The sequence below is a fragment of the Mycobacterium heidelbergense genome (assembly GCF_010730745.1).
GTDB lineage: Bacteria > Actinomycetota > Actinomycetes > Mycobacteriales > Mycobacteriaceae > Mycobacterium > Mycobacterium heidelbergense.
The window spans coordinates 2,957,635-2,975,017 of sequence record NZ_AP022615.1 but is presented as its reverse complement, the minus strand read 5'-3'; the positions used below and the strand labels follow the sequence as shown (position 1 = coordinate 2,975,017).

The 17,383-nt window shown below is 64.9% G+C and carries 14 protein-coding genes and 1 pseudogene; 6 read left to right on the top strand and 9 right to left on the bottom strand.

The features are described from left to right. Positions 1 to 1,365: 1,365 nt before the first annotated feature. Positions 1,366 to 2,010, top strand: a pseudogene (locus tag G6N25_RS24485) (hypothetical protein); the annotation flags it as partial. An 853-nt stretch (positions 2,011 to 2,863) separates the two neighbouring features. Here the strand turns inward: G6N25_RS24485 and G6N25_RS14095 are convergent. Beyond that, entirely contained in the window at positions 2,864 to 3,928 is a 1,065-nt protein-coding gene (locus tag G6N25_RS14095; RefSeq protein WP_083075606.1) for a hypothetical protein, read from the bottom strand. Positions 3,929 to 5,728: 1,800 nt separating this feature from the next. Between G6N25_RS14095 and G6N25_RS23855 the strand changes: the two genes are divergently transcribed. From G6N25_RS23855 to G6N25_RS14080, 3 genes are read left to right on the top strand one after another with little or no spacing between them, the layout of a single operon-like run. Beyond that, positions 5,729 to 6,133 carry a hypothetical protein gene (locus tag G6N25_RS23855; RefSeq protein WP_232065800.1) on the top strand — a complete coding sequence of 135 codons (405 nt, stop codon included), beginning with the start codon at positions 5,729 to 5,731 and terminating at the stop codon, positions 6,131 to 6,133. 58 nt (positions 6,134 to 6,191) lie between these two features. Continuing rightward, positions 6,192 to 6,452 carry a type II toxin-antitoxin system Phd/YefM family antitoxin gene (locus tag G6N25_RS14085; RefSeq protein WP_083075605.1) on the top strand — a complete coding sequence of 87 codons (261 nt, stop codon included), beginning with the start codon at positions 6,192 to 6,194 and terminating at the stop codon, positions 6,450 to 6,452. Next, entirely contained in the window at positions 6,449 to 6,847 is a 399-nt protein-coding gene (locus G6N25_RS14080; protein WP_179961672.1) for a type II toxin-antitoxin system VapC family toxin, read from the top strand. Before G6N25_RS14085 ends, G6N25_RS14080 begins: the two co-directional genes overlap by 4 nt. Before the next feature lie 209 nt (positions 6,848 to 7,056). Here G6N25_RS14080 and G6N25_RS14075 read toward each other — a convergent pair whose 3' ends face one another. Then, positions 7,057 to 8,046 (bottom strand): LLM class F420-dependent oxidoreductase, encoded by a 990-nt coding sequence (locus G6N25_RS14075; protein WP_083075603.1) that lies wholly within the window; start codon positions 8,044 to 8,046, stop codon positions 7,057 to 7,059. 99 nt (positions 8,047 to 8,145) lie between these two features. Then, the gene (locus G6N25_RS14070) at positions 8,146 to 8,682 is read right to left on the bottom strand and encodes a TetR/AcrR family transcriptional regulator (RefSeq protein ID WP_083075602.1); all 537 of its coding nucleotides are present in this window, start codon (positions 8,680 to 8,682) and stop codon (positions 8,146 to 8,148) included. A gap of 80 nt (positions 8,683 to 8,762) precedes the next feature. Between G6N25_RS14070 and G6N25_RS14065 the strand changes: the two genes are divergently transcribed. Continuing rightward, positions 8,763 to 9,971 carry an FAD-dependent monooxygenase gene (locus tag G6N25_RS14065; RefSeq protein ID WP_083075600.1) on the top strand — a complete coding sequence of 403 codons (1,209 nt, stop codon included), beginning with the start codon at positions 8,763 to 8,765 and terminating at the stop codon, positions 9,969 to 9,971. Between the two features lie 134 nt (positions 9,972 to 10,105). Here G6N25_RS14065 and G6N25_RS14060 read toward each other — a convergent pair whose 3' ends face one another. After that, positions 10,106 to 12,250, bottom strand: a complete 2,145-nt coding sequence (locus tag G6N25_RS14060; protein WP_083075599.1) for a 3-hydroxyacyl-CoA dehydrogenase NAD-binding domain-containing protein — start codon at positions 12,248 to 12,250, stop codon at positions 10,106 to 10,108. 4 nt (positions 12,251 to 12,254) lie between these two features. Beyond that, on the bottom strand, positions 12,255 to 13,466 hold the full coding sequence (locus G6N25_RS14055; RefSeq protein WP_083075597.1) for an acetyl-CoA C-acetyltransferase: 1,212 nt from the start codon (positions 13,464 to 13,466) through the stop codon (positions 12,255 to 12,257). Positions 13,467 to 13,657: 191 nt separating this feature from the next. Here G6N25_RS14055 and G6N25_RS14050 point away from each other — a divergent pair, with 191 nt between their 5' ends. Further along, on the top strand, positions 13,658 to 14,848 hold the full coding sequence (locus G6N25_RS14050; protein ID WP_083075596.1) for a pyridoxal phosphate-dependent aminotransferase: 1,191 nt from the start codon (positions 13,658 to 13,660) through the stop codon (positions 14,846 to 14,848). A gap of 4 nt (positions 14,849 to 14,852) precedes the next feature. Here the strand turns inward: G6N25_RS14050 and G6N25_RS14045 are convergent, their stop codons facing one another. From G6N25_RS14045 to G6N25_RS14030, 4 genes are read right to left on the bottom strand one after another with little or no spacing between them, the layout of a single operon-like run. Next, positions 14,853 to 15,296 carry an SRPBCC family protein gene (locus tag G6N25_RS14045; RefSeq protein ID WP_083075594.1) on the bottom strand — a complete coding sequence of 148 codons (444 nt, stop codon included), beginning with the start codon at positions 15,294 to 15,296 and terminating at the stop codon, positions 14,853 to 14,855. Between the two features lie 39 nt (positions 15,297 to 15,335). Next, complete coding sequence (locus tag G6N25_RS14040) at positions 15,336 to 15,791, bottom strand: SRPBCC family protein (protein ID WP_083075593.1); 456 nt, start codon at positions 15,789 to 15,791, stop codon at positions 15,336 to 15,338. A 58-nt stretch (positions 15,792 to 15,849) separates the two neighbouring features. Further along, entirely contained in the window at positions 15,850 to 16,929 is a 1,080-nt protein-coding gene (locus G6N25_RS14035) for a CaiB/BaiF CoA transferase family protein (protein WP_083075591.1), read from the bottom strand. Positions 16,930 to 16,933: 4 nt separating this feature from the next. Beyond that, positions 16,934 to 17,377: an SRPBCC family protein gene (locus tag G6N25_RS14030; RefSeq protein ID WP_083075636.1), complete on the bottom strand. Its 444-nt coding sequence runs from the start codon at positions 17,375 to 17,377 to the stop codon at positions 16,934 to 16,936. Positions 17,378 to 17,383 lie beyond the last annotated feature (6 nt).

Here is a 17,383-nt window from a genome sequence, read left to right as displayed (position 1 = left end):
TGCTGCAGAACAATGGACGACTCGCTCCGTGGCACGTGCGGTTTCTTGTCCAAGTCTCGGGCCGGCTTGCTCCAGGGTCGACAGTATTCAGCGGCGGCGTGTGGCCACCGCTCGATTGCGGGTAAATCCTTTACAGTCGCTGAAGTGCACTCCGATGCGGCCGGTGAAACAAACGGCTTCGGGACCAGCGTTGGGGATGGCCTTCGGGTCGGTGCTCTAGTCGAATGACCTCGGCCTCGCCAAGTCGGCTTGAGGCCGGGGTCTAACGATTTTCATTCGCACCGGCATCGACCAGCAGCCATCTCGCCGGAACCACGCGGAACCGCGAGCGTGACGCCATTGCGAAAAGTTGCGCCGGAACTCGCAGCCACGTCACGCTCGCGACGTTGGTTACTCAATCCGCGCTCTGCAGCAAACAAACCTTCCCGCCTTTCAGCCGCCAGAACGGCTGTTAAGCCGCTCCCGCGGCTAACGTTGCTCCAAGGTGAAAGCGTTTCAACAGCTCCCGGTATGATTTCGACTTGAAATATCCCGCTGCGATGCAACGTTTGCTACTGGGTTGATCGTCAGCCGGTTTCCAGCGATTTTGCGGGGATGCAGAGTTGCGGGCAGTCGAGATCTTAGGTCGGGTCCTAACGCGTCCACCAAAAGCCGCCAGCACTCAGGTTCTCCTCAGGTACGTTTCTGAAACATTGTTCTATTAGGCCAGCGCAGGAGGGCGTGCAGATGAAACGTAAGCAGCACAGCATGAGGCGGGATCGTCGGTCGCGCAACGCGAAGGCGCACCGTCGCGGCCGTGTGGTCGGCCTGGGCACGGTCGCCGGCGCTTTTTTCGCTGCCGCGATGACCCCGGTGGCAACCGCGCCCACCGCCCACGCCGGCGTGCTCGACATGATCATCGACCCCATCATCCAGCCCGTGATCTCGGCCGCCAGCACCGCTGCCATCGAGGGCATTAATGTGGGCACGGTTGCCCTCGGGGGTCTTGGTGCGGGCCTCCCGGCCCTCGAAGGCATTCATTCAGCTGCCTTCGCGGGTATCAATGTGAGCCTGCCCGCCCTCGGGGGCCTTGGTGCGAGCCTGCCCACCCTCGAAGGCATTCACTCGGCCGCCTTCGCGGGCATTAACGCGAGCCTGCCCGCCCTCCAGACCCTCAACGTGAGCACGGTTGCCGCCAATATCGGCGGCGCAGGTGCTGCTGTCCTCACTCACCCCGCGGCCACGACGAATCAATTCATTTACGGGGTATACGAAACCTTCTATAACACGATTCACATGGCCGGTGAGTCGTGGATTGCCAGTCCGATCGGGCAACAGGTGGACGGGGTGATCAACGCGCCGTTCGTCGACTTGTTCGGGCGCGATCTGATCGGCAACGGCGTCAACGGATTCACCGGCACCAACACCTCGCCGATAGGCAGTTCCGGGTTCTTCGGCAACCTCGGCGATGGCGGGTTCTTGTTCGGCGATGGTGGGGCCGGTGCGGCCGGTACCTCCGCCCACACCAACGGTTTTGCCGGCGGGTTCGCCGGGATGATCGGCAATGGCGGTCTGGGCGGAGCCGGTGCGGCCGGTACCACCAGCGGCGGCGGTGATGGCGGTGTTGGCGGCGGCGGCGGCTGGCTGATGGGTAACGGTGGTGCCGGCGGTGTCGGCGGTGTCGGCGGCGGCGCCGCCACAGCTGGTACCGGCGGTACGGGCGGTAACGGCGGATTCGGTGGCTGGCTGTTCGGTAACGGCGGCAGCGGTGGTGCCGGCGGCAACGGTGGTACTGGCGGCACATTTATCCATAACGGCGGCCGCGGTGGTGCCGGCGGTACCGGTGGTATAGGTGGGGTACTGATCGGTAACGGCGGTAATGGTGGTGCCGGCGGTACCGGCGGTCCCCCCGTGAGCACTGGTGCCGGGGGCGCTGGCGGTGCCGGCGGTACTTTCGGCATCGGCGGGCTCTCCGGGCAGCCGGGTACGCCCGGCGCCAACGGTGCGGCATACACCCCACCCGCCGGCTGATAGTCCAGTAGACGTCATAGCCTCTGCACGCCTGGGCGTGCAGAGGCTATGACGTCTCTGCGGTGATCGCCGCCCCATGCTCGGCCTGCGACACGCTGATCGACACCTCGGTGCTGATCGATCGGGATCATATCGACGTCACTCAGGCGAGTCCCGGGCAAACTCGCGATCTACTGCGTCTACCGTGGCCGTGTTCGCCGCCGCCCCTCACGCGACAGGGTCTGCCAGCGAGCGAATGCGGCGCCAAAACCAGCCCGCAATTCGATCGGCCTCCATCGGATGACAAGTTAGCCAGAGCATCATGATCATGCATATCGCACCAGCGGCGTCGGTTCCCATCCGCCGTGAGATCCGAGTGTCTGCGTGGGCCTCGCCGACGACGGTGCCCGCAGGCACGACATTGATCAACATCAGCGGCTGTTAGCTAACAAACAGCCATCCTTCATTCGCTTACCGCCACGTCTGTGCTACGTCGGACTGGAATATCGCGGGGGGCGCGGATTCCAGTGAACGTCGCAACACCGAGGTTATGCGGAGGAGGTTATGCGGAGGTTGTGGTGGGAGCCAAGCGGAAGACCCGGCGCGGTGGGATGATCGTGGAGAAGCAGGAGCGGTTCGTTCGGCTGATCGCGCAAGGGGTGAGCAATTCCATAGGCGTGTCGGATGGTGGAGATGAACCCGCGCGCCACGTCGGATCCATAACACGATTCCCGCGGCCTGCTGCGTCGTCAACAGGCCTCGCCCACCAGTTTCCCGCGTGGCGAAGCCACACACGAGAAACAATCGGCCCCCTCAGGTGAGGGGGCCGATTGTCGATATTGTCACCTGCGGCAGTGGCAGGCCTTGCTGGGGCTCACAATGCAGCGAGGATGCTGAGCGCGATCGTTGGTATCTTGGCGGACAACGTTGCCGCAACGGTTGTCAGCGCTCCCCCGATGTCGGTCGCCAACGACGGACCGAGCGCACCGGCGATACCGGTCACCATCGCCGGGTCAAAGCCCTTGAGCACATCGACCGACAGGCCTGGCAGGCTGCCCACCGCAGCGGCCGTGGCGGCGGTCGGCCCTTGCCAACCTATGGACGTCGCCAACGCCTGGGGTGCGGTGACCAACAACATTGTCATAAGTTCATTTGGAGCGAGAATGCCCAAGTAAGTACCGCTGCCGAATCCATTTGTGAATGAGTTGAGCAGGGCGTTCGTCAGGTCGGCAGGAGTATCCAGAACGGCGGTGAGCGCCCCCAGCAGGTTCCCGTCGCCTACCGCGTTGACGAACGCCTGGGAGCTATTACCCAACACACCGAATATATTGGTCGGTAGTCCTAACACGTTCAGGGCGAGTGACTCCACCGGCCCACCAAAGCTGAATGCTTCAGCGACCAGGTTCGAAAAGTTCTTTGCCTCGTCGATAGGGACGCCGATGGCACCCTCCAGCGGTTGGAGGAGCGAGAGCACTCCAGTGAAATAGATCGACCCGAGGGCTCCGAACGTCCCGTTGGGATTACCCACGAACAGGTCGTGGAACCCCGTAGCGAATAGGCCCTGAAGGTTATACAAGCCCGTCCCTGTGACGAAGTTATACAAGCCGGTGGCGGCGCCCTGGATCGCGGTGCGGTACGTATTGACGTAGCCCTCCTGGTTGGCGATCACCTGCTGCAGGAGCGGAAACGGGGCAGCGGAGAATTCCTGGCCAAGCGTCGACAGGTTGTTGTAGGTGTTCTCGACGACCGACCCCCAGCCGAAGGTTGGGTCGAAGGCTGCCGCGGCGAGGTCCTCGGCGCTGGTCAGGTTGATGGCGGGCACCTGGATGCTGGGTAAGTGGATGTCTGGAGGGGATGCTGTCACCGGAGTGAAGGCGATCATGCTGGCGCCGGCGAGGGCGACACCTGCGGTGATGTAGGGGCGAGCGGTGAGCTGCACGACGTCTCCTTTATGGCGCTCAATGCGGACGAGGCAAAACCTACCTAAGAAGAAGCTGAGTGCCGGCGTTTTCGGCGAACGGAGTGCAACCGTGTTCTATAGCATTCGATTAACGCAAATCGCTAGATGTAACTAAGCGCTGTTCAAATCGGTTACATGATAGTGATAGCAAACTCATTTACCGGCGATTTTAGTTCAAGTCGAAAATTATTCCGAAGTCGTCCCGAGGGGCCGTTCGCGGAGAAGCCAGATCGTTGCAGACCTACAGATGCAGCGTAGTTTTCAGCGCTCAATACCTATATTATCATATTTAATGAGATTGCTATCGTCTCTCTTGCCGGACGTCAATCCTTCGCGTATCCATCTGGCTGTGCCGCGCGACAACCATCCGCGGGCGGCGGGCGGTGAGCTGTACCAGGTTCATCGCCACGCACTGGCGGACACCGATCCATATCAGTTACAAGCCGCGATCGATCGAGCCGGAACTGCCAGAACCCGTCGTCGCGGGAAGGTGGCGGAGCTACGCACGGCCATCGGAGCTACCGGGGCCAGCCCTTCGCGTCCATTCCGATCGAGGTCTCAACCGTCGAAGCGGGCAACGCCGACCACTTCGACACTCTCACCTCCGACGCGCTCGGCCTCGTAGGCGTTCCTGTGGATGTGGCCTGGCCCTGCATGACCCCTTGCCTGGCGGATCGCGCAGAAGTTCCACGCGGTGACCGCTGCGCCCCAAGAGCCGAAGGTCAACGACCGCGCTGTCTTTGATGTGCATGGTCAGCACCTCTGGCCACCTGCGACGTCAGTCTGCCGCTTAGCAAGGCCATCTTCCCTCCGGGGCCACACCAGCACCGCACCAGCACCGCCGAAACTTCCTTATGCCTCATCCCCAACGTGCTGGCACATACGCCATCAAATCTCAGACAGCATCACTGCCCTGAGGCTCGTGACCAACGATACGTCCGGTTCTCGTGTGACCATTGTTGCGTTTGTGCGGGTTACTCGAGGCCGCCCTGTCGCCCACGGCGCGCCGAGATCGGCGTTAGCGCGAGAAACTCCCGAGAAGGCGTCGCGCTGGCGTCAATCTCGACGCACGAAAAGACGCAGCTCCGGGCGCGGGTAACACAAGCTGAGAAAACCATAAGAAATGGCTGCTTTGGCCGCCATAACTGAAACATCGTTCTATCGTAATTGAATAGAGCAATCCGACATACATACAACAATACTGATCATACCGCATAATAGACTATTATGGCAAACACATTTGGTCGTTGGTTGTGTTTCAATACGAAAAATCTTTCACGAGTCGCGGCCAAGGGCCCTTCTTAGTGCAAGAAAATCATTGCAGACGTGCCTGCACAGCTCGCTCGTTCCTAGTCAAACCCTATATTGGGGTATTGAAGAACATTGCCATCAGCGCGCTTAGCTCGGTAGCCCTTACCCTGTCTACGCGCGTTCTTCGGATTTTCTCAGCCAATGGTGGCAGTGGTTTCGGACCTATCGTGGCGCTCGATGCTGTCTGATCCCGCCGCCGCAGCGTGGGTCGTCGCCGGCCGACCCTGCGTACACGCGCCCTCACCGGTTGATGGCCGCTGCGGGCGCTGCGGCGAGCACGGACCGACGGTCAGCAGTGGGCGCATCATCTCCGAGAAATTCACCGGCTTTGAAGCCTGGTCGTTTGGGTCGCGCCGGTTATGCATACCGTGCGCTTGGGCTTTCAGCCGCCAACCCACTACCGAGCCCGCGCTGCTGATCACCACACACAGCGTCACCTCATACCTCGATGGCGCCGCTCTTGCTGACGTGTTGACCGTCGGCGAGCTGCCCACCACGCACGCGGTGGTACTGCCCACCGGCCGGCGCCGCCACATTTTGCCGACCGCGCAGTGGGGCCACCTGGCCACCGACGGCCTAGTCGTGCGCTGGGACGCCGGCGCGGTATCAAAGCTAACAAATCTTACCTGGCTGCGGACCACGGTAGGCGCAACGTGGCCCCAACTGAGCCGCTCGGCACCACCGTCGCGGCTGCTGACCGCCCACCCGGCCGAATGCTCGTCGCGGATCAGGACCGCGTGGTCACTGCTTGATCGCTGGCGCGCTATACCTCCCCTATGGGCCGTCGCCCGTGTACTCACCAGCACTCCCCCAATAGACAACCGCGCGGGCAACGGGCCGCTCTCCCGCACCGCCGCGGGCGACCTCAGGTAATCGAGCCGCTGTCAGCTAACCGGCAGCAGCGTTGCTACAGCCATGCTACAGTCGTAGCATGGCTGTAGCGGCTTCCCGAGAACTGCGCAATGACACCGCCGGGCTACTACGGCGCGTCCAGGCGGGCGAAGACATCACCGTCACCGTCAACGGCAAGGCGGTCGCCCTTCTCACCGCTCTGCAGCCGACCCGGTGCAGATGGCTAGGCCGAGACGAACTGCTACGGAGGCTTGACCGCGCGCAAGCGGATCCTGCGTTGCGTCAGGAACTCGCTGAGCTGGCAGGCGACACCACCGACGACCTTGGGCCGCTTCCGTGACCTCCACCGGCGTGCTCGACACATCAGTATTCATCGCACAGGAAAGCGGTCGCCGCCTCAATGCATCACGGTTTCCTGACGAAGTGGCGACCACCGTGGTCACAGTGGCCGAACTCAACCTTGGCGTACTCGCAGCCGCCTCGTCGGACGTTCGTGCGCAACGACTGGCAACCCTGGACGCGATTGCCGACATATTCGCATTTCCGGTCGATGACGTCGCAGCGCGTATGTGGGCGCGACTTCGAATCCACCTGGCAGAGACCGGCCACCGAGTCCGCATCAATGACCTTTGGATCGCGGCCATCGCGGCTTCTCGGGGACTGCCGGTGGTTACGCAAGACGCTGACTTCGATGCGCTCGACGGAGTCGCCGGTTTGATCATTGTGCGCGTCTAAAGCGTGTCGGCAACGCGGTCGTTCTTGGCGCCGAAACCTGATAGGGCGACACGCCTTAGCTGATGCCAAGAGCCCGGCGCGTGGTTTCGACCTTCAGGTAAAGCCGTTGGGGATTGTTTTGCACTGGGGTGCATAGAGACCCCGTCACGTCGTCGGGGGTTGTGGGCCTTTCCTGCGCCGTGGGCGACCTGGCAGTACGGGCGAGACCACTAGCTCAAAGCGGGGATCACTTCGCGTTCGAACAACTCGATGCCGGAGCGGTCGTAGGCGGCCTCCGGGAAGTAGCAGATCGCGTACTCGCAGCCGAGATCGCGCAGCTTGGCCATCCGCTCGATCACCTGTTGGGGCGTGCCCGTCGCCGAGTCCGACCCGCTGCCCCCGGCGATCATCGAATCGGCCACGGCCTCAGGCACATAGCGGACCATGCGGTCACGCACCCGTTGCAGCCGGTCCTTGACGTCGGCGTCCGACGCGCCAACGATCGCGGTGAAATTCGACGAGCGCACGATGGCGTCGAAGTCGGTTCCCACGTCGCGACAGTGCCGCGCCAGCACCTCCGACTTGTGCGCGAATGCCGTGGGCTCCGATGTGAAGTTGGTGTATTGCGCGTATTTCGCGGCGATGCGCAACGTCACCTTTTCACCGCCGCCGGCGATCCACAGCGGAATCCCCTTGTCCTGTAACGGCTTCGGTGCGACGATCGCGCCGTCGACCTGATAGTGCTTGCCGTCGAAGCTGACTTTGCCGTCGCGCCAGGCGTCACGCATGATCTGCACGCCCTCGTCCAGCCGCGCCAACCGCACCGCTGCCGACGGAAACCCGTAACCGTAAGCGCGCCACTCATGTTCGTACCAGCCGCCCCCGATGCCCATCTGAATCCGGCCGCCCGAGATGATGTCGGCGGTGGCCGCGACCTTGGCCAGGTAGACGGGATTGCGGTAGCTCATCGCTGTGCACATCTGGCCGAGCTTGATCCGCGACGTGGTCGCCGCGTATGCGGCCATCAGCGACCACGCCTCGTGGGTGGCTTCGCCCGTCGGCATCGGGACGGTGTGGAAGTGGTCGTAGACCCACAGCGAGTCCCACGCGCCGCCGTCGGCGTAGGTGGCCAGGTCGCGCATCACCGCCCAGTGTTGCTCCGGTTCGATGTCGACGAGATCCATCCGCCAGCCCTGCGGGATGAAGAGGCCAAAGCGCATAGCTTGGGACTTTAGCCCGGCGACGATGCGGGCCGGAACGGGCCGAGGAGGAACCGGGCGATCAGACCACGCCCGGCGGCGATGCGGGCCCGCTCACCCTCACACACCCAGCGCGTCGAGCGCGGCCTTTACCGAGGTCGCGCGCAACACGTCGTAGGGGGTGTCGGGGAATTGCAGGCAGCAGTCCTGCAGGCCGCCGAACGCGACGACCGCGCGGGTGGATTGCTCCAGCGTCGGCCGCGGGCCGAACACCAGCTTGCCGAGCCGGTCACGCCAGGCCAGCACCTTGTCGATGAGGCCAAGGTCGGCCAGCATCGCAATTTCGGCCAGCACCAACATCAGGTCGTGCCGGTGCCGGTAGTGGAAATCGAAATAGCCCTCGAGCAATTCGCGGGCATCGGTGTCGCCGCGGCTTTCCTGGTCGTCGATGAACTGCTCACCCTCGTCGATCAACGGCACCAGGATGCTGCGCACCAATTCTTCCCGCGAGGCGAAGTGGTAGTACAGCGCGGGTTTGGTGATCCCCAGTTTGTCCGCGATGTCCTGGAGGCTGGTGCGCTGCACGCCCTGCTGCAGAAACAGGTCCCGAGCGACCTCTTGGATGCGCTGTCGGGTGTCTGACCGGGGCCGGCTCACCCCCCGAGTTTAACTGACTTACCGATAGGTAAACCCCGTGTTAGGCTTACCGAACGTTAAGTAAGCAGGAGGGAGTCGCCGTGCGGATTCTCGTCTCCGGCGCCAGCATCGCCGGGCCGGTGCTGGCGTACTGGCTGACCCGCCACGGCTTCGACGTCACCGTCGTCGAACGCGCACCGACGCTGCGCAAAACCGGGGGCCACGCCGTCGACTTGTTCCGTCCGGCCATGGAAATCTCGGCGAAGATGGGCGTCTTGCCGCGCATCGAGGCGCTCGCGACCGGCACCAGCCGCCTCACGATGTACCGGGAAGGCCGGCCGCGGCCCACCGAGATCGACCTCACCAAGATCTACGGCGCCAGCTCTGACCGGCACGTGGAGATCATGCGCGACGACCTCAGCGAGATCTACTATGACGCAGCCCGCGACGACGTCGAGTACCTGTTCGGCGATTCGATCACGGCGATCGATCACGGCGGCGAGGTGACATTCGAGCGCGCGCCGGCCCGTCGGTTCGACGTCATCGTCGGCGCCGACGGGCTGCACTCCAACGTCCGGCGCCTCGTCTTCGGCGACGAGGCCGGACTCACCCGCTTCATCGGCGGATACCTGGCGGTGGTGTCCGCGCCCAAGGCGCTGGTCAACGACGCCGAGATGGTCGGCCACGTCGGTGTCGGACGCGTCGCGGCCATCTACACCGCGCGGCATCTGGATGACGCGCGGGCCGTGTTCCTCTTTCGCAGCAAGCAGGAACTCGATTATGATCATCGAGATTCGTTGCGTCAGAAGGGATTGCTGCGCAACGCATTCGAGGGCATGCACCCTCAGGTGGACCGCTGGATCGGGGAAATCGACCGGACGCCCGCGTTCTACTTCGATGCGATCAGTCAACTGCGGCTGGACATCTGGTCGCGCCGACGGGTCACCCTCGTCGGCGACGCCGGGTACTGCCCCGGCCCCGCGGTCGGCGGCAGCACCAGCCTGGCGGTCCTCGGCGCCTACGTGTTGGCCGGGGAGCTGGCCCGGGCCGACGGCGATCATCTGCGGGCCTTCGCCGCCTACGAGCTGCAGATGCGCGAGCCCGTGCATCTCAGCCGGGCGTTTGCGCGCGGCGCCGCCAAGGGCATCATCCCCGGTTCCAGAGCCGGGGTCTGGGCGTTGACCCGTGGGGCGCAGCTGGTTTCACTGATGCCCGGCTCGCTGTCCCGGGCGGTGGCGAAGCTGAACACCAAGGGTGTGCGACTGTACGACTCGATGCCGGTGCCCGATTACACCGGAGCCGACGTTTGACCGCTGCGCAGCGGGTTCTCCGAGGACGATCTGGCACACGTGAGCGGTCGGCTCTTTGTCGCGACGCGCGCGAGCAGACGCGGAATCGCATTGCGAAGGCCTTTGCAATGCGATTCCGCGTCTGGTCGTGGGCCCTACGTCAGCGACTTCGGCGGCAGGAAGCGGTCGCCGTACTTGGCCGCCAGCTCACGCGCCCGCGCCACGAAGGCTTCCTTGCCCGTACCGGCCGGGCCCTGGTAGCCGACGATGAACTGCGCGCTGCCACCCGTGTAGGGCGGGTACCCGATGCCCATGATCGACCCGATGTTGGCGTCGGCGGTCGACGTCAGCACGCCCTCGTCGAGGCACTTCTGGGTTTCCAGCGCCTCGGCGAACAGCATCCGGTCGATCATGTCCCGCAGCGGCGGCTGCGAGGAGCCGGACTTGAACGCCTCCCGCAGGCCCGGCCAGAGGCGGGTGCGCTTGCCGTCGGCATACTCATAGAAGCCGGCACCCTTCAGCCGGCTCGGCCGGCCGAGCTCGATCATCTTCTCGACGACGGCCTCCGCCGGGTGCGGCTCGTAGGTGCCGCCGGCATCCTCGACACCCTTGCGAGTAGCGGTAGCGATCTTGTGCATCAGCTCCAGGTTGAGCTCGTCGGACAGCTGCAGCGGCGGCGCCGGGTAGCCGGCCTGCGAGCCGGCGTGCTCGACGCTGGCCGGCTCCACGCCCTCGCCGAGCATCGCCAGCGCCTCGTTGACGAACGTGCCGATCACGCGGCTGGTGAAGAAGCCGCGGCTGTCGTTGACGACGATCGGGGTCTTGCCGATGGCCAGCGTGTAGTCGAACACCCGGGCCAGCGCCTCGTCAGAAGTCTTCTCGCCCTTGATGATTTCGACCAGCGGCATCTTGTCGACCGGCGAGAAGAAGTGGATGCCGATGAAGTCCTCCTGCCGCTTGACGCCGGTCGCCAGGCCGGTGATCGGCAGCGTCGAGGTGTTCGACCCGAGCAGCGCGTTGGGTTCGACGACGTCCTCGATCTCCTGGAAAACCTTGTGCTTGAGGTCCTGGTTCTCGAACACCGCCTCGATCACGAAGTCGACGCCCTTGAAGTCGGCGGCATCGGCCGTCGGCGTGATGCGGTCCAGCAGCGCCTTGCTCTTCTCCTCGGTGGTCTTGCCGCGTTGAAGTGCCTTGGCCTCAAGCTTTTCCGAGTAGCCCTTGCCTTTAGCGGCGGCTTCCACGCTGACGTCCTTGAGCACCACGTCGAAGCCGGCCTTGGCCGACACATAGGCGATGCCGGCGCCCATCATGCCGGCGCCCAGCACACCGATCTTGTTGATCTTGACCGGCTCGATGCCGTCCGGGCGCGAGCCGCCGCCGTTGATGTGCTGCAGGTCGAAGAAGAACGCTTGGATCATGTTCTTGGCGACCTGGCCGGTAACCAGAGACGTGAAGTAGCGGCTCTCGATGCGGCTCGCGGTGTCGAAGTCCACCTGCGCACCCTCGACGGCGGCGTCCAGGATCGCCCGCGGCGCCGGCATCGGCGCACCCTTGAGCTGCTTGCGCAGCAGCGCCGGGAACGACGGCAGGATGGCGGCCAGCGCCGGGCTGGACGGGGTGCCGCCGGGCATCTTGTAACCCTTCTTGTCCCAAGGCTGTTCGTGCGCCTCGGGATTCGCCTTAATCCATGCCTTGGCTGCGGGCACCAATTCCTCGACCGAGCCGACGAGCTCGTCGACCAGCCCGATCTCCTTGGCCTTGTCCGGCCTGAACCGGGTGCCCTGCGACAGGATGTTCATGAACGCGTTCTGGATGCCGAACATCCGCACGGTGCGGGTGACGCCGCCGCCACCGGGCAGGAGGCCCAGCGTCACCTCGGGCAGACCGACGACCAGGCCCTTGACGTCGGCGGCGATGCGGTGGTGACAGGCCAGCGCGATCTCCAGCCCGCCGCCCAGCGCGGCGCCGTTGATGGCGGCCACCACCGGCTTGCCGAGGGTCTCCAGCACCCGCAGGTCCCGCTTGACCGATTCGACCGTGTCGAACGCCTCGCCGGCGTTCTCCGGGCCGAGCTTGATCATGCCCTTGAGGTCGCCACCGGCGAAGAAGGTCTTCTTCGCGCTGGTGATGACCACCCCGGTGATCGAATCCTTTTCCGCGACAAAGCGTTCTACAGCCTTGTGCATGGACTCGGCGTAGTGCTCGTTCATCACGTTGGCCGACCCGGTGGGGTCGTCCATCGTCAGCGTGACGATGCCGTCGGCGTCCTTGTCCCACTGAATCGTGTTCTCTGGCATGCTCTTACACCCTCTCGATGATGGTGGCGACGCCCATGCCGCCGCCGATGCACAGCGTGATCAGCGCGCGGCGCGCGCCCCGGCGCTCAAGCTCGTCGACCATGGTGCCGGTGATCATGGCGCCGGTGGCGCCCAGCGGGTGGCCCATCGCGATGGCGCCACCGTTGACGTTCAGCTTCTCGTCCGGGATGTTCAGGTCCTTCTGGAACTTCAGCACCACCGACGCGAACGCCTCGTTCAGCTCGAACAGGTCGATGTCATCGATCGTCAAACCCGCGCGGTCGAGCACCTTGCGGGTGGCCGGCGTCGGGCCGGTGAGCATGATGACCGGGTCCGCACCGCTGGTGGCGGTGGCCACGATGCGCGCCCGGGGCGTCAAATTGGCGGCCGCCCCTACCTTTTCACTACCGACCAGCACCAGCGCCGCCCCGTCGACGATGCCGGAGCTGTTGCCTCCGGTGTGGACGTGGTTGATCTTTTCGACCCAGTGGTACTTCTGCAGCGCCACGTCGTCGAAGCCGCCCATCTCGCCGACGCCGTCGAACGCGGTCTTCAGCTTGGCCAGGCCCTCCATCGTGGTGTCGGGCCGCATGTGCTCGTCGTGGTCGAGAATGACCAGACCGTTCTGGTCGCGCACCGGCACCACCGACTTGGCGAAGTAGCCGCCCGACCAGGCCTCGGCGGCCTTTTGCTGGCTGCGCAGCGCGTAGGCGTCGACGTCCTCGCGGGAGAAGCCCTCGAGGGTGGCGATCAGGTCGGCGCCGATGCCCTGCGGCACGAAGCCGATCTGATAGTTGGTCTCGGGGTCGGTCGCCCAGGCGCCGCCGTCGGAGCCCATCGGCACCCGGCTCATCGACTCGACACCGCCGGCCAGCACCAGGTCGTCCCAGCCGGAGCGGACCTTCTGCGCGGCGGTGTTGACGGCCTCCAGGCCCGACGCGCAGAACCGGTTGAGCTGCACGCCGCCGGTGGTCTCGGGCAGCCCGGCGGCCAGCACCGCGGTGCGGGCGATGTCGCCGCCCTGGTCGCCGACCGGCGACACCACCCCGAGGATCATGTCGCTGATCAGGTTTTCGTCGAGGTCGGGGAAACGCCTGCGCAGCTCGTCGACCAGGCCGACGATCAGGTTCAACGGCTTGACCTCGTGCAACGATCCGTTGCGCTGCTTGCCGCGGGGTGTGCGGATGGCCTCGTAGATAAAGGCTTCTTCGGACATATCGACTTCCTGTTCACAAATGGGGGTTTCGGGTCCGTCTACCAGCACCCTAACAGGACGCCCGGCCAACCTGTTGGTTGGGCGGGTTGCCGCTGATCAGCCACGCCGAGCGTCACGCCAGCGTGCCTGTCAGACGCGGGCGTCACGCTGGCGTGACGGTCGCGGGACACGCCGGCATAAGCTCGACGACCATGACGGTGTCGCGACTGCGGCCATACGCGACCACGGTGTTCGCCGAAATGTCGGCGCTGGCCGCGCGGATCGGCGCGGTGAACCTCGGCCAGGGTTTCCCCGACGAGGACGGGCCCCCGGCGATGCTGAAGGCCGCCCAGGACGCCATCGCCGAGGGCGCCAACCAGTACCCGCCCGGGATCGGCATCGCTTCGCTGCGGCAGGCGATCGCGGCACATCGTCAGCGGCATTTTGGCGTGCGGTACGACCCGGACACCGAGGTGCTGGTGACCGTCGGGGCCACCGAGGCCATCGCCGCGGCGGTGATCGGGCTGATCGAGCCGGGCTCGGAAGTCATCCTGATCGAGCCCTTCTATGACTCCTACTCGCCGGTGGTGGCGATGGCCGGCGCGCACCGGGTGGCCGTGCCGCTGGTGCCCGATGGCCGCGGCTTTGCGCTCGACGCCGACGCGTTGCGGCGGGCGGTGACCCCGCGGACCCGTGCGCTGATTGTGAATTCGCCGCACAACCCGACGGGCACGGTGCTGAGCGCGACGGACTTGGCGGCCATCGCGCAGATCGCGGTGGCGGCCGACCTTGTGGTGATCACCGATGAGGTGTACGAACACCTGGTGTTCGACGGCCCGGGAGGCAAGAAGCATTTACCGTTGGCGGCCTTCGATGGAATGACCGAGCGCACGATCACCATCTCCAGCGCGGCCAAGATGTTCAACTGCACCGGCTGGAAAATCGGATGGGCTTGCGGCCCAGCGCAACTCATTGCCGGGGTGCGTGCGGCCAAGCAGTATTTGAGCTACGTCGGCGGCGCGCCGTTCCAGCCCGCGGTGGCCCTCGCGCTGGACACCGAGGACGCCTGGGTGGCCGAACTTCGCCGCTCCCTGCGGGGCAGGCGCGATCGGCTGGCCGCCGGGCTGACCGAGATCGGCTTTGCGGTGCACGACAGCGACGGCAGTTACTTCCTGTGCGCCGACCCGCGCCCGCTCGGGTACGATGACAGCACCGCGTTCTGTGCGGCGCTACCGGAAAGGGTTGGGGTGGCAGCCATCCCGATGTCGGCGTTCTGCGATCCGGCCGCCGAGCACGCCGCAAAACAAGCCGGGGTGTGGAATCACTTGGTGCGCTTCACTTTCTGTAAACGCGACGACACCCTCGACGAGGCGCTCAGGCGGCTGGCCGCGCTGCGCGACTGAACAGCTAAGGCCCCTCGGCGCCCATCACGCGCTGTCGCAGGCCCTCGAGCGCGGCATGCAAGATTTTTCTGCGGGCCCGCTTCACCCAAAACTCGGGCAGCGGCGCCCACGGCTCGACCGTGATCGCGAACCGCACCCGGGTTTTGTCGTCACCCTCGCGGCTCAGGTTGTACTCCCCGTGTTGACCATGCTGCTGGGCCGTCCTCTGCGCGTCCCACACCATCCAGTCCGGACCCCAGTGGTATTCGAGCAGTTCCGTGTCGACGATGCCGGTCACTTTGATGGTGACTTTCACGTGATGGGGTCGCCCGTCGGGATGTTTGTCGATAACTTCGACCCGCTTGTGCACCGACGACCACGACGGCACGGCGTCCATGTCGGCGAGCGCCTCCATGACTACTTCCGGGGGCGCGTCGATGACGATTTCCGACGATGCTTGTACGGCCATTGCTACAAAATTAGCAATTACGGTATCGCGTAAGTACCTTTACTTCGCCTTGCCGGAATTTCCGCCGCCGACGACCAGATCACTCAACCCCTTCACCGCGGCGTTGAGGACATTCTCCGTTGCCCGCTTGACGACGAAACCCGGAATGGGTCCGGCCGGTTCGACGGTGATGTCGAAACGCACTCGTGTCTTGTCGACGCCCTCGGGTTTGAGGTTGTACTCGACGTGCTGGCCATGCTGCTGGGCGGTCCCTTTCGCGTCCCAGATGAGCCAGTCGGGACCCCAGTGGTATTCGAGGATCTCTTTGTCGACGAGCCCGAGAATCCGGATAGTGGCCTTTACGAGGTGCGGGCGACCGTCGGGATAACGATCGATCACTTCCATCTGTTTGTGCAGCGACGACCAGGATGACAGAAGACCGACATCTGTCAGCGCCTCCATGACCACTGCTGGCGGCGCGTCAACGACAAATTCCCGTGATGCTTTTACGGCCACTAAGAACAAGGTAGCAACGCCGCGCCCTTCGCGGGTGCGGTTCGCCGTAATTCCTTGATTACCAGCCGATTTCGTCAAGCTGTGTCGTTGCCGCCGGCGGCGGCCCAACCGGCCCGGCCGGCGTTCGGGAGAAACGCGGTGCCGGAGCGGCCTGTTCGACGCCATGGGCGGTGATGACCGTTGCCCGCGCCTGCAGATGATCGTTGGTCGCGGCTTCACTCCAGGTCAGCACCGGGGTGACGCAGGCATCGGTGCCGGCGAAGGTTTCCGCCCACTCGTCGCGGGTCCTGCTGGCGAACCGTTCGGCGAAGACGTCGTACATCCGTGGGTAGGAACCGACGTCCAGCTGGCCGGGCACCTCGTCGGGCGTCAGGCCGAGCCCGGTCAGCAACGCCGCGAAGAATTGCGGCTCGATGGCGCCGACGGCCAGGTACTTGCCATCGGAGGTCTCATAGCAACGGTAAAACGGGGCGCCGCCGTCGAGCAGGAACGATTCGCGCTGGTCACGCAGAGCACCGGTCGACTTCATGGTCCACATCATCTGGGCGAGCACGCTGACCCCGTCGATCATCGCGGCGTCGACGACCTGACCCTTGCCCGACCGTTCCCGCTCGTACAGCGCGACCGCGATGCCCAGCAGCGCCAGCATCGAACCGCCGCCGAAGTCGGCGACCAGGTTCAGTGGTGGCAGCGGCGGCCGATCCCGGTAGCCCAACGCCGACAGCGCACCGGTCTGCGACAGATAGTTGATGTCGTGGCCCGCCGTCGGGGCCAGCGGTCCGTCCTGCCCCCAGCCGGTGATGCGCGCGAAGATCAGCCGGGGGTTGACCGCCGCGCAGTCGTCGGGGCCGATGCCGAGTCGCTCGCAGGTGCCGGGCCGGAAACAGTCCAGCAGTACGTCGGCCTTGGCGGCCAACCCCAGCAGCGCCTCCGGCTGCGTCTTGACATCCAGGTCGACGATCCGCTTCCCGCGGTGCAGCAAGTCGCGGTCCTCGGGCGGCATGGTGAGGCCGCCGGGGCGCCGCACCCGCACCACATCGGCGCCCAGGTCGGCGAGCACCATCCCCGTGTGCGGCCCCGGTCCGATGCCGCCGAGCTCGATCACCCGCACCCCGGCCAGGGGTCCCGCGCCGGTCACCGTATCAGTTGCCTTTCTTTACCTGAAGCACCCGCTCGCGCAGCGCCTTGGTCGCCGAATCGATCGTCCCCTTGACGGCGCGCTTGAGCACGAAGCCGGGCAGCGGAACGTTCGGGTCGACGCTGATCTCCATCTTGACCAGAGTGGACTCGCCTTGGGGGACCAGGGTGTACTTGCCGTCCTGCGAGCGCTGCTGGCCGGAGCTGACCAGCGTCCAGCTGACGTCGTTGCCGCTCCAGGTGTAGGCCACCACCTGTTCGTCGGTGATGCCCGCCGTCCTGACCTTCATCTTGACTTTGGTGGGCCGCCCGTCGTCTCCGGTCTCGAGGACCTCGGCGCTCTGGTGGGGGTCCGACCATTCGGGCATCGCTTCGAAATCGGCGATGACGTCCAGGATCTCCTCGGCACTGGCTTCGATGACGATGTCGCGGGACTCTTTGATTGCCATGGCCCG